The 12998-nt window shown below is 74.2% G+C and carries 17 protein-coding genes; 7 read left to right on the top strand and 10 right to left on the bottom strand.

Translation table 11 applies throughout. From position 1 onward, the window contains the following. Positions 1-11: 11 nt before the first annotated feature. The gene (locus tag ACH5A8_RS23980; RefSeq protein ID WP_399005103.1) at positions 12-314 is read left to right on the top strand and encodes a DUF4235 domain-containing protein; all 303 of its coding nucleotides are present in this window, start codon (positions 12-14) and stop codon (positions 312-314) included. Between the two features lie 234 nt (positions 315-548). Here the strand turns inward: ACH5A8_RS23980 and ACH5A8_RS23975 are convergent, their stop codons facing one another. Further along, positions 549-941 (bottom strand): VOC family protein, encoded by a 393-nt coding sequence (locus ACH5A8_RS23975; protein WP_399005101.1) that lies wholly within the window; start codon positions 939-941, stop codon positions 549-551. Positions 942-1232: 291 nt separating this feature from the next. On the opposite strand from ACH5A8_RS23975, the gene ACH5A8_RS23970 reads away from it, so the two are divergent. After that, positions 1233-1613, top strand: coding sequence for an anti-sigma factor antagonist (locus ACH5A8_RS23970; RefSeq protein WP_399005099.1), 381 nt, complete (start codon positions 1233-1235; stop codon positions 1611-1613). A gap of 15 nt (positions 1614-1628) precedes the next feature. On the opposite strand, the gene ACH5A8_RS23965 is transcribed toward ACH5A8_RS23970, so the two are convergent. Then, complete coding sequence (locus ACH5A8_RS23965; protein WP_399005097.1) at positions 1629-2609, bottom strand: ribose-phosphate diphosphokinase; 981 nt, start codon at positions 2607-2609, stop codon at positions 1629-1631. Positions 2610-2809: 200 nt separating this feature from the next. Between ACH5A8_RS23965 and ACH5A8_RS23960 the strand changes: the two genes are divergently transcribed. Next, positions 2810-3472, top strand: coding sequence for a DUF4230 domain-containing protein (locus ACH5A8_RS23960; RefSeq protein WP_399005095.1), 663 nt, complete (start codon positions 2810-2812; stop codon positions 3470-3472). A 38-nt stretch (positions 3473-3510) separates the two neighbouring features. Here the strand turns inward: ACH5A8_RS23960 and ACH5A8_RS23955 are convergent, their stop codons facing one another. From ACH5A8_RS23955 to ACH5A8_RS23930, 6 genes are read right to left on the bottom strand one after another with little or no spacing between them, the layout of a single operon-like run. Then, positions 3511-5292 (bottom strand): complex I subunit 5 family protein, encoded by a 1782-nt coding sequence (locus ACH5A8_RS23955; RefSeq protein WP_399005093.1) that lies wholly within the window; start codon positions 5290-5292, stop codon positions 3511-3513. After that, positions 5292-5639, bottom strand: coding sequence for a sodium:proton antiporter (locus tag ACH5A8_RS23950; RefSeq protein ID WP_399005322.1), 348 nt, complete (start codon positions 5637-5639; stop codon positions 5292-5294). Before ACH5A8_RS23950 ends, ACH5A8_RS23955 begins: the two co-directional genes overlap by 1 nt. A 19-nt stretch (positions 5640-5658) precedes the next feature. After that, positions 5659-6399, bottom strand: coding sequence for an MnhB domain-containing protein (locus tag ACH5A8_RS23945; protein WP_399005091.1), 741 nt, complete (start codon positions 6397-6399; stop codon positions 5659-5661). Continuing rightward, positions 6396-6659, bottom strand: a complete 264-nt coding sequence (locus ACH5A8_RS23940) for a Na(+)/H(+) antiporter subunit B (protein WP_399005089.1) — start codon at positions 6657-6659, stop codon at positions 6396-6398. Before ACH5A8_RS23940 ends, ACH5A8_RS23945 begins: the two co-directional genes overlap by 4 nt. Further along, entirely contained in the window at positions 6652-7104 is a 453-nt protein-coding gene (locus ACH5A8_RS23935; protein ID WP_399005087.1) for a monovalent cation/H+ antiporter complex subunit F, read from the bottom strand. The genes ACH5A8_RS23940 and ACH5A8_RS23935 overlap by 8 nt, the downstream gene beginning before the upstream one ends. Next, positions 7101-7283, bottom strand: coding sequence for a hypothetical protein (locus ACH5A8_RS23930; RefSeq protein ID WP_399005085.1), 183 nt, complete (start codon positions 7281-7283; stop codon positions 7101-7103). The genes ACH5A8_RS23935 and ACH5A8_RS23930 overlap by 4 nt, the downstream gene beginning before the upstream one ends. A gap of 535 nt (positions 7284-7818) precedes the next feature. Between ACH5A8_RS23930 and ACH5A8_RS23925 the strand changes: the two genes are divergently transcribed. Both ACH5A8_RS23925 and ACH5A8_RS23920 read left to right on the top strand, forming a co-directional pair. Beyond that, positions 7819-8328 (top strand): VanZ family protein, encoded by a 510-nt coding sequence (locus tag ACH5A8_RS23925; protein WP_399005320.1) that lies wholly within the window; start codon positions 7819-7821, stop codon positions 8326-8328. Between the two features lie 139 nt (positions 8329-8467). Continuing rightward, positions 8468-9718, top strand: a complete 1251-nt coding sequence (locus tag ACH5A8_RS23920) for a lectin (protein ID WP_399005083.1) — start codon at positions 8468-8470, stop codon at positions 9716-9718. A gap of 141 nt (positions 9719-9859) precedes the next feature. On the opposite strand, the gene ACH5A8_RS23915 is transcribed toward ACH5A8_RS23920, so the two are convergent. After that, on the bottom strand, positions 9860-10096 hold the full coding sequence (locus ACH5A8_RS23915; RefSeq protein ID WP_399005081.1) for a hypothetical protein: 237 nt from the start codon (positions 10094-10096) through the stop codon (positions 9860-9862). A 43-nt stretch (positions 10097-10139) separates the two neighbouring features. Continuing rightward, positions 10140-10952, bottom strand: a complete 813-nt coding sequence (locus tag ACH5A8_RS23910) for an SDR family oxidoreductase (protein ID WP_399005079.1) — start codon at positions 10950-10952, stop codon at positions 10140-10142. 143 nt (positions 10953-11095) lie between these two features. Between ACH5A8_RS23910 and ACH5A8_RS23905 the strand changes: the two genes are divergently transcribed. Continuing rightward, positions 11096-12133 carry a PHP domain-containing protein gene (locus ACH5A8_RS23905; RefSeq protein ID WP_399005077.1) on the top strand — a complete coding sequence of 346 codons (1038 nt, stop codon included), beginning with the start codon at positions 11096-11098 and terminating at the stop codon, positions 12131-12133. A gap of 47 nt (positions 12134-12180) precedes the next feature. Beyond that, positions 12181-12837, top strand: coding sequence for an HAD family hydrolase (locus tag ACH5A8_RS23900; protein ID WP_399005075.1), 657 nt, complete (start codon positions 12181-12183; stop codon positions 12835-12837). The last annotated feature ends 161 nt before the right edge of the window (positions 12838-12998 follow it).

The raw sequence follows: 12998 nt of genomic DNA, 5'->3' as shown, positions 1-12998 counted from the left end.
AGGAGACACAGGTGGCCAAGAAGAAGAAGAAAAAGTTCCCGCTCGCCTACCAGCCCGTCGGATTCGTGCTGGGTTGGGTCGGCGGCGCCGTGGCCGGGAAGGCGTTCCGCGCCACGTGGAAGGCCGTCCGGCACGAGGACGACGCCCCCGACGCGCTCGACGCGGACCGCCGCTGGGGCGAGATCCTGCTGGCGGCGGCGGTCCAGGGCGCCATCTTCGCCGTGGTGCGCAGCGCCGTGGACCGTGCGGGCGCCACGGCCATCGAGCGCACGACCGGCGTGTGGCCCACGAAGGACGACGGCGGCCGGGACTGAGCCGCGGGGCCCTCGCGCCCCGCTCCCCCGCCCGTGTCCTCGCCCGACGGCCCGTGCCGGCGGGCGACGACGCGCGGGCGGGCCGCGCGGCCGGTCGCGGGGCCCGCGCCGGGGCTGCCGGGCCCGGCGGCCGGCCGGCGACGGCGCGTCGGCCGCCGGCTCTTCCCCGCCCTGCTCCCGGCGCCGGCACGGGCCGGCCGGACCCCGTTCCCGGCCTTCTTCCCGGCCTTGTCCTCAGCCCTGCTTCGGTCCGGTCTGGCGGGCGCGGCGCAGGGTGAAGGTGTGGCCGGCGGGGTCGGAACAGCTGCGCTCCTCGAAGGGGCCGGGGCCGTCCTTCGCCTCCAGCGGGCGTCCGCCGAGGTCCACGACCCGGCGCTCCGCCGCGTCCAGGTCCTCCGTCAGGAAGTCCAGGTGGGCCTGGAGGGAGTTCTCGGGGCGGGGCCAGCTCGGCGGGGTCGCGTTGGCGTCGCGCCGGAAGGCGAGCCGCAGCCCGTCGGCGGCCCTGACCTCCACCATGTCGGGGCTCGCGTCCGTCTCCTCGGCCTGGAGCAACCCCTTGTAGAACGCGGCGAGTTTCTCGGGCTCGGCGCAGTCGAGGACGACCACGCCCGCGGTGATCAATGGCATGTCTTCTCCGGAGATCCGGCGGCGGTACCCGGTCGTCCCGCCGCCCTTCCCTCCTGATGTCCCCGCCCCGCCGATTCAGTCGGCGACCCTGCTCCGCCGCCGCGCCCGGGGGTCTGAACTCGGCCAAAGACACCGGATGTCCGGCGCAACTCGGCCGCAATTCGGTGACATATGTCAACCGAACATGCTGGAATTCACTCCATCGAGGGTAACTTGCTGGGCGGGGGCGGCAGTTGTGCCGTGCGGACCCCGTCCCGCCGTCGGGTGAGGCCGGTTGGAGGCGAAGTCGTCGTGGCGAACGTACCCGAGCCGCTCACCCGGCATCTGCGGGTCCGCCGGGTACGCGGGCACATCGTGCTGGAGTTCCACGGTGAGATCGACATCGCCGCGGCGGAGCGGATCACGCCGTTCCTGGACCGGGTGACGGCCCGCCCGGAGATCCGCCTGGTGATCGACCTGAGCGGTGTGGACTTCTTCGACTGCTCCGGGCTGCGCCTGCTGTACCGCGCCCGGACGCGGGTCCTCGGCCGGGGCGGGGAACTGCGCCTGGTCTGCACGCACCCGCTGACCCTGCGCGTCCTCAGGGTCACCGGCCTGGCCCGGCTGCTGCCCCCGCGGCCGACCCTGGACACGGCCCTGGAACAGCCGCAGGCCTGCTCCGGCTCCCTGTGACCCGGTCCGCGCGCGCTATTCGCCGCGCGGCGCGTCGAACAGCGCGCTGACCGACTCCCCGTTGTGGATGCGCCGTACGGCCTCGGCGAGCGCGGGCGCGATGGACAGGACCCGCAGTTTGCCGCCGTAGTCCTCGCGCCGTCCGTCCACCCCGTGCTCCTCCGTCGGCACCGGGACGGTGTTGGTGCACACGATCTCCAGGACGTCCGGCTGGTCGGCGAGCCGTTTGAGCGCGCCCGCCGCGAACAGGCCGTGCGTGCAGGCGACACGGACCGACCGCGGCCCCGACTCGCGCAGCCGGTCCAGCAGTTCCAGGACCGTGCTGCCCTTGGCGATCTCGTCGTCCAGCACGATCACGTCCCGCCCCGCCACGTCGCCGATGACCGAGCTGATGCTCACCCGGTCGTCGGCGTAGCGCTGCTTGGCGCCGGCGGCCACCTGGGCGCCGATCAACCGGGCGAACGCGGCGGCCTCCTTGGCGTTGCCGAGGTCCGGCGAGACGACGGTGGTCCGGGACAGGTCGTACCGGGCGAAGTGCGCGGCCAGCTCCCGCAGCGCGTGCAGATGGTCCACCGGCACCGAGAAGAAGCCGTGCACCTGCGGGGCGTGCAGCGTCATCGCGAGGACCCGGCCGGCGCCCGCCGCGACCAGCAGGTCGGCCACCAGCCGGCCGCCGAGCGAGATGCGCGGGGCGTCCTTCTTGTCGGACCGGGCGTAGGAGTAGTGCGGCATGACGACGGTGATCCGCCCGGCGGAGGCCCCGCGCGCCGCGTCGCACATCAGCAGCAGCTCCACCAGGTGCTCCTGGACCGGCTTGACCAGCGGCTGGATCAGGAAGACGTCCCGCTCCCGGCAGTTGGCCCGCAGCTGCACCTCCAGGCAGTCGTTGGCGAACCGGCTGACCCGCGTCGGACTGAGCGGCACCCCCAGATGGGCGCAGACCTCGGCCGCCAGGTCGGGGTGGGCGCTGCCGCTGAACACCGCGATGTCTCGCACGATCCGCTCCTCGCATGATCATTCGGACTGCCCGGCCCATGCTACTGACCGGGCCCGGCCCGGGGCGCCGAACGCGCCACCCGGTTCCGTGCCGACGCCCGCGGCCCGGCGCTCCCCCACCGGACCTCGTCGAGTGTCAACCCGGTTGTCTGGCAAGGGATTCGGGGGGCATCCGCAGAGGGAGGAAGGAGGGCCCTCGCATGACGACATCCCTCGGAAGACCGCCCCGGCGCATGCCCGGCTGGGCGAAGGCGGTGTGCGCCCTCGTGCTGGTGCTCGCCGTGCTGTTCGCCGGGATCCGGCTGGCCGTGCTGCCGGGCATCAAGGACCTGTTCGGGACCGAGTCGCACGACCGTTCGGGTCCCGCGCTGCTGAGGTCCGTGCGCGACATGAGCCGTTACGACGCGGCCTCCGGCAACTTCCAGGTCGTCGTGGACCTGGAGAAGGACGCCAAGTACCTGCCGGACGCCGTCCGCGGCACCCGCACCCTGTACGTCGGGGCCGGCACCGTGGACGCCTACGTCGACCTCGGACAGGTCGGCGACAAGGACGTGACGGTCGACGGCGACCGCAGCACGGCCACGCTCCGGCTGCCGCACGCGCGGCTGGGCACGCCGGCCCTGGACGCGGACCGCTCCTACGCCGTCTCCAAGCAGCGCGGGCTGCTCGACCGGCTCGGCGACCTGTTCTCGGACAACCCCAACGGCGAGCAGGCCGTGCAGAAGCTCGCGGTGAAGCACATCGGCGAGGCGGCCCGGGACAGCGGGCTGACCGCGCGGGCCGAGACCAACACCACGGACATGCTCCAGGGTTTGCTTAAGTCCCTCGGCTTCACCGAGGTGCACGTCACCTACGGCACCTGACCGGTCCCCCGGCATCCGGCCGGCGCCCCGGCCCCCGGTCAGCCGAGGACGCCCGGCAGGGCCAGGGCCCCGAGCAGCGCCACGCCCACCAGCAGCCAGGCCACGTAGTCGCCGACGTGTCCCGACTGCAGACGCCTGAGCGGCAGGGCCCAGCCGGGTGCGGCGAGCAGCCGCGGGCGGGCCACGGCCACGCCCGCGAGGCCGACCGCCAGCGCGGTGGACAGCAGGTCCAGCAGCACGCCGGCCGTGGTCCAGCTCACGGAGGTGAACACCCCCCAGGTGCCGGCCTCGTCGACGCGGTGTCCCACCGCGTGGGCGAAGCCGGGCACCGCGCCGACCGCGAGCGCCGCGACGAGCAGCACCGCGGGGACCGTCCGCATGGTGGCCGGGATCCGGTCCAGCCGCTGCCGGGTCTCCGGTTCCTCGTCGGAGCCGGAGGTCTCGTCCTCGTCGCGTTCGTCGCCCTCGCGCTCCTCGGGCCGGGGGCCGAGCCCGAGGAAGACCCGGGCGGCGACCCGCAGCACCGCCGCGCCGGTGAGGGCGGAGGCGGCGACGTACAGGACGGTGAGCGGGCCGCCCACGGCCTCCTCGCTGACGGCCTTGCCCAGGCCGGTGCCGAACGGCGGCAGTCCGGCCAGGGCGAGCGCGCCGACGGCGAACATGATGCCGACGCCCCGCAGCCGCCGGGCGCGGCCGTGCAGGTAGAACTCGTCGACGCTGCCGAAGCGGTCGAGGAGTATGCCGGCGCAGGCGAACAGGGCGGCCTTCACTCCGGCGTGGCCGAGGACGTACAGCGCGGTCCCCTCGTCGGCCTGCGCCTTCAGCACCCCGACGCCGACCAGGAACAGCCCGGTGTGGGCGATGGTGGAGAAGGCGAGCAGGCGTTTGATGTGCCGCTGGTACCAGCACATGACCGAGCCGACGGCGGCGGTCAGCACACCGAGCACCACCAGCGCCCGGGTCGCCTCCGGCGCGGGGACGCCGCCGGGCCCGGAGAAGACCAGCCCGTACACCCGCCAGACGCCGTAGACGCCGAGCTCCACCATGACCCCGGACAGCAGCATGCACACCGGGGTGGGCGCGACCGCGTGCGCGTCGGGCAGCCAGAACTGGAAGGGCACGGCCGCCGCCTTCACCAGCAGGCCGGTCAGGAACAGTACGAAGCCCGCCAGGACGAGCGCGTCGGGCCCGTGGTGCCCGGCGGCGGCGTCCAGGCCCTGGCCGATCTTCGCCATGGCCAGTTCGCCGGTGCGGGCGTACAGCAGGGCGATGCCCATGAGCATGAAGTAGGCGCCCAGCGAGTTGACGAGCGCGAAGCCCAGCGCGCCCTGCACGGCCTTGGCCTCGTCGATGCGGTACCCGGTCAGGGCATAGGCGACGACGCTCATCAGTTCGAAGAACACGAAGGCGTTGAACAGGTCGCCGGCGAGCGCGAAGCCGCACATGCCGCCCTGGAAGAGCAGTATCAGCGCGGGGAACGAACCGGCGTGGCCGCGCGGCGGCTCGTCGAAGTAGTGCCAGGAGTACGCCAGCGCGGCCAGGGTGAGCAGCGAGACCAGCGCGGCCATGCCGAGGCTCGCGCCGTCCCCGACGAGGACGATGCCGACGCTCTCGCCGTCCTTCGGGAACCAGCCGCCGGCCCATTCGGCCAGCGGCGGCGAGGAGTGGAGCAGCAGCAGCGCCGCCAGCGCGGCCGTCGTGGCGGCGGCCAGGCAGCCGACCGCCTCCGCGACCGGCCGGGGCAGCCACCGGCCGCCGGCGACGAGCAGGGCGGCCCCGAGCAGCGGAACGGCGGGCAGCAGCGGCAGCAGACGGTGCATCAGCCGCGCAGCTCCCTCAGTTCGTCGGGGTCGACGGTGCCGTGCCGCTTGGAGATCTGCACGGTCAGCGCGAGCAGCAGCGCGGTCACCGTCGCGCCGACGACGACGTCGGTGAGGGTGAGCGCCTGGACGACCGGGTCCACCACGGGCCGCGAGGCGGGCTCGATGTCGGAGAAGACGGGCGCGGTGGCGCCCTCGCGGTAGCCGACGGCCAGCAGCAGCACATAGGTCGCCGACTGGCACACGGCCAGGCAGCCCACGGCGTGGATCAGGTTGCGGCTGGTCGCCAGTCCGTAACAGCCGATCAGGAACACGTACGCGGCGACCAGGTACGGAAGGACGTGCATGACGGCGCTCACGGCGTTCTCACTCTCCGCTCTCCTCCTCGATCTCGACGGCCTGGTCCAGGAAGCGGGCGAGCAGCACGACGACGGCGCAGGCGACCTCCATGCCGATGGCCGCGTTCAGCAGCGGGACGGTGCCGCCGGAGGACAGCGTGTTGAACGTGCCGAGCGGCAGCAGGGTGTTGGCGAGGAACGCGGTGCCGGCCAGGACCCCGGCGAAACCCAGCACGAGGTAGGCCGAGGCGGACAGCGCGTCCGTGATCTCGTACGCCTCCACGGGGCGGACGCGTTCCAGGGCGGCGTAGTCGGCGCCGAGGTACATCAGGTGCAGCGCGGTGGCGGCGACCACGCCGCCCTGGAAGCCGCCGCCGGGGCTGAGCTGCCCGTGGGCGATCACGTACAGGCCGGTGACCAGGGCGACGGGCAGCGTGATCAGCGCGTAGCGCCGCACGGGCGCGGCGACCTCGGCGGGCCGGGGCGGGTCGCGGTGCTCGTCGCGGGCCTGGCGCAGCAGGACGACGCAGCCGAGGACGGCCGCGAAGAGGATCGACATCTCGCCCATCGTGTCGAAGGCGCGCTGGTCGAAGTTGACGGAGGCGACGGTGTTGGCGGTGCGCCGGGCGAGCGCCGCGGCCACCGCGCGGTCGCCGTAGGGGTGCCGGCGGCCGCCGAAGGCGGGCAGGCGCAGGCAGGCGGCGACGAGCAGCGCGGCGAGCCCCGCGCCGCCGAGGAACACCAGCCACAGCCGTGCGCGCCGGGTCACTCCCGGCCGTCCTTCGGCGCGGCGGAGCGCCGCCGCACCTTGCGCACCGTCAGCATGACGAGCAGCGGGGTCAGGGCCGAGCCCACGGCGAGCTGGGACAGTCCGACGTCGGGCGCCTGCAGGACGGTGAAGAGCACGGCGAGCGCGGTGCCGAGGACGGCCAGGACCAGGGCCTGGCGCGCGGGGTCGCGGTTGACGACGGCCGCGGTCGCGCAGCCGGCCACGGCGAGCAGGGCGATCAGGATCACCGCGTCAGCCACGGTCCACCCCCGTGAAGGCGCCGGACAGCGCGCGGGAGGCGAGGAGGTTCCCGCCGACCAGCAGCGCCCCGACGACAAGGAGTTTCACCATGGCCCGGCCGGGCCCGGTGACCGCGCACAGCACCGCCACGACCGCGGCTCCGACGGCCGCGGCGGCCCACGTCAGCGCCCAGGCCCGCGGCGGGTCGTCGGCGAGTTCGGCGGCGAGCAGCCGGGCGAAGACGAGGGTGCCGACCGGGCCGAGCAGGGCCAGGAGCAGCGCCAGGTCGACGTAGGAGGTGCGGCTGTAGCCCTGGGCGAGCAGCAGCAGGCCGGGGCAGACCAGGGCGGTGGACAGGTTCTGGGCGACGACGCGGCGGCCCAGCGGACCGGTGCCGACGCCCCACAGCGCGGTGCCGAGACCGACGGCCAGCACCACCGTCGCCGCGAGGATCCAGCCGTTCACCGGCGGACCACCGCCCGCCGTCCGGCCCGTGCGGCCAGCGCGCCCACGCCCGCGGCGCACGCGCCGACCACCCATTCCAGGGTGTACACGGTGCTGATCAGCATCAGCCAGAGCACGACGAGGGCGGCCCACCAGGCCAGGACCTCGCCCACGGCGAGGAGCGCGGTCCGCGCCTTCACACGCCACCTCCGCGGCCTCGGTCGTCGTCCTCGTCGCTGTGCGCCGTCCGCGCCCCGCGGGGTCTGTCGGCGCCTCTCGGCGTCCCGGCGCCTCTCGGTGCCTGTCGGCACTGTCGGCATCCAAACACCGGGCCGGCCGCGGGACGGGCGGCGGCGCGCGGTCTGGAGCCCGGTTGCCCCGACAGCAGCAACGGAAACCGGCGGGAGCGACAACCGGCGAAGCGCAGCGGCGGGGACGGCGGTGGCGCGGCCGGGCGACGGTATCGCGGCCCGGTTCGCGGGTAACCGGCTTATCGGCGAGGCAAGTTGACGACTGGAGGACCTCATGGACCGCTGGGCGCTCCGCTCGCGTGGCCTCATGCGCCCACGCACCGCTTCCGGCTCCGGCTCCGGCTCCGGCTCCGGCTCCGGCTCCGGCTCCGGCTCCGGCTCCGGCTCCGGCTCCGGCTCCGGCTCCGGCTCCGGCTCCGGCGGCATTCTGCGCGGGGGTGGCCTGCTGCGCGGCCGGGCGGGCCGGGACCGGCCGGAACCGGGCGTGGCCGAGCCGCGGCGGGCGGCGCGGGCGGAGGTCGTCGAACGCCGGCCGGCGCCCTGGCCGCTGCGGCTGCTGGCGATGGTGTGCGCGTTCGTCTTCATGGTGGCGTTCGCCGTCGTCCTCGCCCGGCTGACGCTCGAACCGTCGCCCGCGTCGGCGTCGCTCGTGCACACCAACCTGCGTCCGGGCCGCTCGCTGCGGGCCTATCTGGACGCGCCGGGGCTGCGCGACCCGGTCAAGCAGATCGGCGGGAACCTGCTGCTCGGGGTGCCGTTCGGCGTGCTGGTCCCGGTGGTGGCGCCGCGGGCGCGGGGGCTGCTGCGCGTGCTGCTGCTGACCGCGACGGTGATGCTGCTGGTGGAGTTCGCCCAGGGCGCGCTGATCACCGGGCGCGCCTTCGACGTCGACGACGTCATCCTGAACACGGCCGGGGCGCTGGTGGGTCACCTGCTCGTGGGCCGTCGGCTGGGGCGGGCCGTACACGCCCGCGAGCGACGTGTGAAGGTGTGAACGAGCCGTCAGGACTGGTCCGGACCAAGGTATTGACCAGGCCTTACTTCACTCCTTAAATCAAGGGCGACACTCTTCCCCCAACCCCCACGACTGTCGGCGCGCCCGCACTCCGGGCCGCCGCACGGAAGGGAGAGCCGTGGCCCGACCACGTGTGCTCCGCAGATGTCTCCTGGCCGCCCTGTCCGCCGCGCTCGTCGGCTCCGCCGCGGTCGGCACCGCGCGCGCGGACACGCCCGCCGCCGCCCCGACCGCCGCTGCCGTGTCGACGTTCTCCGACACCTTCGACGGGCCGGCGGGAGCGGCCGTCGACTCCGGCAAGTGGCAGACGGAGACCGGCGACAACGTCAACAACCACGAGCGGCAGTACTACACCTCCGGCAACAAGAACGCCGCCCTGGACGGCCAGGGCCACCTGGTCATCACCGCCCGGCGCGAGAACCCTTCCAACTACCAGTGCTGGTACGGGACGTGTCAGTACACCTCGGCGCGGCTGAACACATCGGGCAAGTTCTCGGCGCAGTACGGACATGTCGAGGCGCGGATGAAGATACCGCGCGGGCAGGGCATGTGGCCGGCGTTCTGGATGCTCGGCACCGACATCGGGCAGGTCGGCTGGCCGAACTCCGGTGAGATCGACGTGATGGAGAACGTCGGCTTCGAGCCCTCCACGGTCCACGGCACGATCCACGGCCCGGGCTACTCGGGCTCGGCCGGCATCGGGGCGCCGTACTCGCTGCCGAACGGCCAGGCCTTCGCCGACGCCTTCCACACCTACGCGGTGGACTGGGCGCCCGACTCGATCACCTGGTCGGTGGACGGCAACGTCTACCAGCGCCGCACGCCCGCCGACCTGGGCGGGAACACCTGGGTGTTCAACAAGCCGTTCTTCCTCATCCTGAACCTCGCGGTGGGCGGCTACTGGCCGGGCGACCCGGACGGCTCGACCTCCTTCCCGCAGCAGCTGGTGGTGGACTCCGTCTCGGTCACCACGAGCAGCACGCCGGGCGGCGGCGGGGCGATCAAGGGCCTGGCCGGCAAGTGCGTGGACGTGGCGGGCGCGAACCCCGCCAACGGCACGGCGGTCCAGCTCTACGACTGCAACGGCACCGCCGCCCAGCAGTGGACGGTCGGCTCCGACGGCACGCTGCGCGCGCTCGGCAAGTGCCTCGACGTCAAGGACAACGGCACCGCGGACGGCTCCCAGGTCCAGCTGTGGGACTGCACCGGCGGACCGAACCAGAAGTGGGCGGTCTCCGCCGCGCACGACATCGTCAACCCGCAGGCGAACAAGTGCCTGGACGTCCCCAGCGCCAACTCCGCCAACGGCACCCGGCTGCAGATCTGGACCTGCAACGGCACCGCGGCCCAGAAATGGACGGTGGGCTGACGCCCGGAAACGGACGGCCGGCCGACGCCCGCGAGCGGACGGCCGGCCGGAGCGGGCGGCGCGGCCCGACACGCACGGCACGTACGTGACCCAGGGTCTCTCGTTCGCAACGCCGGGGCGGCCTGATCCGAACGAAAGACCCTAGCGCGGGTTCCAGGTGAACTTGTCGCCGCCGACCCAGCGCACCACGTCCGGGTCGTCCAGGTCGTGGACGCTGATGCCGAAGGCCGCGGCGGCCTGGAGGACGTCGGTGACGGTCCTGGCCTCCCCGACGACCTCGCCGTCGATCTCCACGATGCGGAACGGCGGGGTGCCCGGCTGCACCCCGAGCACCATGATCCGCGGCTGCGCAATGTAAGGGCTCGCGCTCTCGGTCATGTCATCCAGCCTAGGCCGCGCCCGCGCAACGCGCCGGTGCCGGTCACGGCCGCCGCCAGTCGTCGCCGGTCAGGTGCGAGCCGGCCATCGGGCCCATCCGCAGCATCCCGCCGTCCACGCTCCAGGACGCCCCGGTGACGTAGGAGGAGTCGGGTCCGGCCAGGAAGGCGATGACGGCGGCGACCTCGCGGGCGTCGCCGGGCCGGCCCAGCGGCACGCCGGGGCGGCGCTCGGCGCGCACGTCCGTGTCCTCCTGTCCGGTCATGGGCGTGGCGATCTCGCCGGGCGCCACCGCGTTCACGGTGATGCCGTGCTCGGCCAGTTCCAGCGCCATCACCTGGGTGAGCAGGCCCAGGCCGCCCTTGGCCGCGCAGTACGGGGCGGCGCCCACCCGAGGCTGGTGCTCGTGCACCGAGGTGACGTTGACGATCCGGCCGCCGTCGCCCTGCGCGATCATCCGCCGGGCCGCCTTCTGCCCCAGCAGGAACGGCCCCGCAAGATCCACGTCCAGCACCCGCCGCAGGTCGTCCAGGCCCAGGTCGAGGTAGGGCGTGGCGGTGCCGGTGCCGGCGTTGTTCACGAGGACGTCGACGCGGCCGCCGAGTTCCGCGGCCAGTTCGTCCAGGGCGTCGGCCGCGCCGGGCAGCCGGGTGAGGTCCATGCGGGTGACGGCCGCCCGGCGGCCCTTGGCCCGCACCTCCTCGGCGGTCTCCTCGGCGCCCCTCTCGTCGCTGTGCCAGGTGATACCGATGTCCAGTCCCGCCTCCGCCAGGCGGACGGCGGTGGCACGGCCGATGCCGGAGTCGGCGCCGGTGATCACGGCCACCTTGGCGGCGGCCGGCGTGGGGACGGACATGACAGGGACCTCCTGCGGTGTTCCACGGCGGGGACGAGGCACCGCAGTACCCGGGCCCGCCCGGACGCAAACCGGCGCTCGGCCGCCCGTCCCCGTGGGTGCGGGCCGGGGGGCGCCGGGGAACCCTGGTCGTGGAGGTGGCGATGGACCCCGTCGAGGCACTGCAGCGGATCGCCTTCCTGCTGGAGCGGTCCCAGGCGCCGACGTACCGCGTGCGCGCCTTCCGTACGGCGGCCGGGGTGCTGACCTCGCTGCCGGCCGAGGAGGCGGCCGAGCGCGCCTCGGCCGGGACGCTGGAGTCGCTCAAGGGCGTCGGCCCGAAGACCGCGCAGGTGGTGCGGGAGGCGCTGGCCGGGGAGGTGCCCGGCTATCTGCGCAAGCTGGAGCAGGAGGCCGAGCGGCCGCTCGTGCGGGGCGGTGAGGCGCTGCGGGCGCTGCTGCGCGGGGACTGCCACCTGCACTCCGACTGGTCCGACGGCGGCAGCCCGATCAAGGAGATGGGCAGGGCCGCGGCCGCGCTCGGGCACGAGTGGGCGGTGCTCACCGACCACTCGCCCCGGCTGACGGTGGCCCGCGGGCTGTCCCCCGAGCGGCTGCGCGAGCAGCTGGACGTGGTGGCGGAACTGAACGGGACGTGGGCGCCGTTTCGGCTGCTGACCGGGATCGAGTGCGACATCCTCGACGACGGCTCCCTCGACCAGGAGCCGGAGCTGCTCGAGCGGCTGGACGTCGTGGTGGTGTCGGTCCACTCCAAGCTGCGGATGGACGCCCGCTCGATGACCCGCCGCATGGTGGCCGCCGTCCGCGATCCCCGTTCCGACGTTCTCGGGCACTGCACCGGGCGGCTGGTGACGGGGCGGGGACGGCCGGAGTCGCAGTTCGACGCGGACGCGGTGTTCGCGGCCTGCGCCGAGACCGGGACGGCACTGGAGATCAACAGCAGGCCCGAGCGGCTGGACCCGCCCCGGCCGCTGCTGCGCCGCGCCGTGGAGGCGGGCGTGCTGTTCGCCGTCGACACGGACGCCCACGCGCCGGGCCAGCTGGACTGGCAGGCCTACGGCTGCGCACGGGCCGAGGAGTGCGGGGTGCCGGCCGAGCGGGTGGTGACGACGTGGTCCCGGGACGAGCTGCTGGACTGGGCGCGTGAGCGGCGGACGCCGCCCCGAGTGGCGGGCGGCTGACGCGGGTACCCGAGCAAGCACCGTCAAGCAGTGGGAGGACCCGCCGTATGGACCGTGCCGCCGTGTTCGACGTCGACGGAACGCTCGTCGACACCAACCACCTCCACGTCGTCACCTGGTGGGAGGCCTTCCGGCAGGCGGGCCACCGGGTGCCCATGCACGCCGTCCACCGTTCCGTGGGGCTCGGCTCCACCGACCTGATCGCCCACCTGCTGGGCGAGGACCGCGACAAGGACCAGGACGCGGAACTGAGCGCCGCCCACACCACGCTGTACGCCCAGTACTTCGACCGGCTGCCCGCGTTCGAGGACGCCGGGCGGCTCCTGCGGCGCCTGCGCGAGAACGACTGGGCGGTGGTGCTCGCCACCTCGGCCAGCGGCCCGGAGCTGAGCGCGCTGCGCAAGGCGATCGACGCCGACGACGCCATCACCGCCACGGCCAGCTCCGACGACGTCGCGCAGGGCAAGCCCGCGCCGGAGCCCGTCGAGCACGCCCTGGAACTGGCCGGGGTGGACCCCGGGCGCGCGGTGTTCGTCGGCGACACCGTCTGGGACATGCGGGCCGGCAGCCGGGCCGGGGTGCGCTGTGTGGGCGTGCTGTGCGGCGGCATTCCCCGCGCCGATCTCGAGGAGGCGGGCGCGGAGGCGGTCTACGAGGACCCCGCGGATCTGCTGGCCTCGCTCGAGGACGGGCCGCTGGCCTGAGTCCCGTCCGAGGGCCTGCCCGAGCCAGCGGTCCGGTGGCCCGCGTGTCGGCGGACCGCGGACCTGCCCGCCGGCGAGCTGCCGGTCCGCGCGAACGGGCCGCCGAACCGCCCGCGGAGGGGCCGTCGGTCCGCGCGCGCAGGGGCCGCCGATCCGAGAAT

Origin of the sequence: Streptomyces sp. NPDC018610 (assembly GCF_044391765.1) — a bacterium.
In the GTDB taxonomy this organism is placed as follows: domain Bacteria; phylum Actinomycetota; class Actinomycetes; order Streptomycetales; family Streptomycetaceae; genus Streptomyces.
The sequence above is the reverse complement of the archived record's forward strand: the minus strand, read 5'-3'. Positions and strand labels throughout refer to the sequence as shown.

What these genes read in the sequence shown, in the direction of transcription:
- ACH5A8_RS23910 (WP_399005079.1), bottom strand. Translation starts at nt 10,952, where the DNA reads ATGTCCGTCCCCACGCCGGCCGCCGCCAAGGTGGCCGTGATCACCGGC.
- ACH5A8_RS23915 (WP_399005081.1), bottom strand. Translation starts at nt 10,096, where the DNA reads ATGACCGAGAGCGCGAGCCCTTACATTGCGCAGCCGCGGATCATGGTG.
- ACH5A8_RS23950 (WP_399005322.1), bottom strand. Translation starts at nt 5,639, where the DNA reads ATGCACGTCCTTCCGTACCTGGTCGCCGCGTACGTGTTCCTGATCGGC.
- ACH5A8_RS23960 (WP_399005095.1), top strand. Translation starts at nt 2,810, where the DNA reads ATGACGACATCCCTCGGAAGACCGCCCCGGCGCATGCCCGGCTGGGCG.
- ACH5A8_RS23955 (WP_399005093.1), bottom strand. Translation starts at nt 5,292, where the DNA reads ATGCACCGTCTGCTGCCGCTGCTGCCCGCCGTTCCGCTGCTCGGGGCC.
- ACH5A8_RS23975 (WP_399005101.1), bottom strand. Translation starts at nt 941, where the DNA reads ATGCCATTGATCACCGCGGGCGTGGTCGTCCTCGACTGCGCCGAGCCC.
- ACH5A8_RS23905 (WP_399005077.1), top strand. Translation starts at nt 11,096, where the DNA reads ATGGACCCCGTCGAGGCACTGCAGCGGATCGCCTTCCTGCTGGAGCGG.
- ACH5A8_RS23900 (WP_399005075.1), top strand. Translation starts at nt 12,181, where the DNA reads ATGGACCGTGCCGCCGTGTTCGACGTCGACGGAACGCTCGTCGACACC.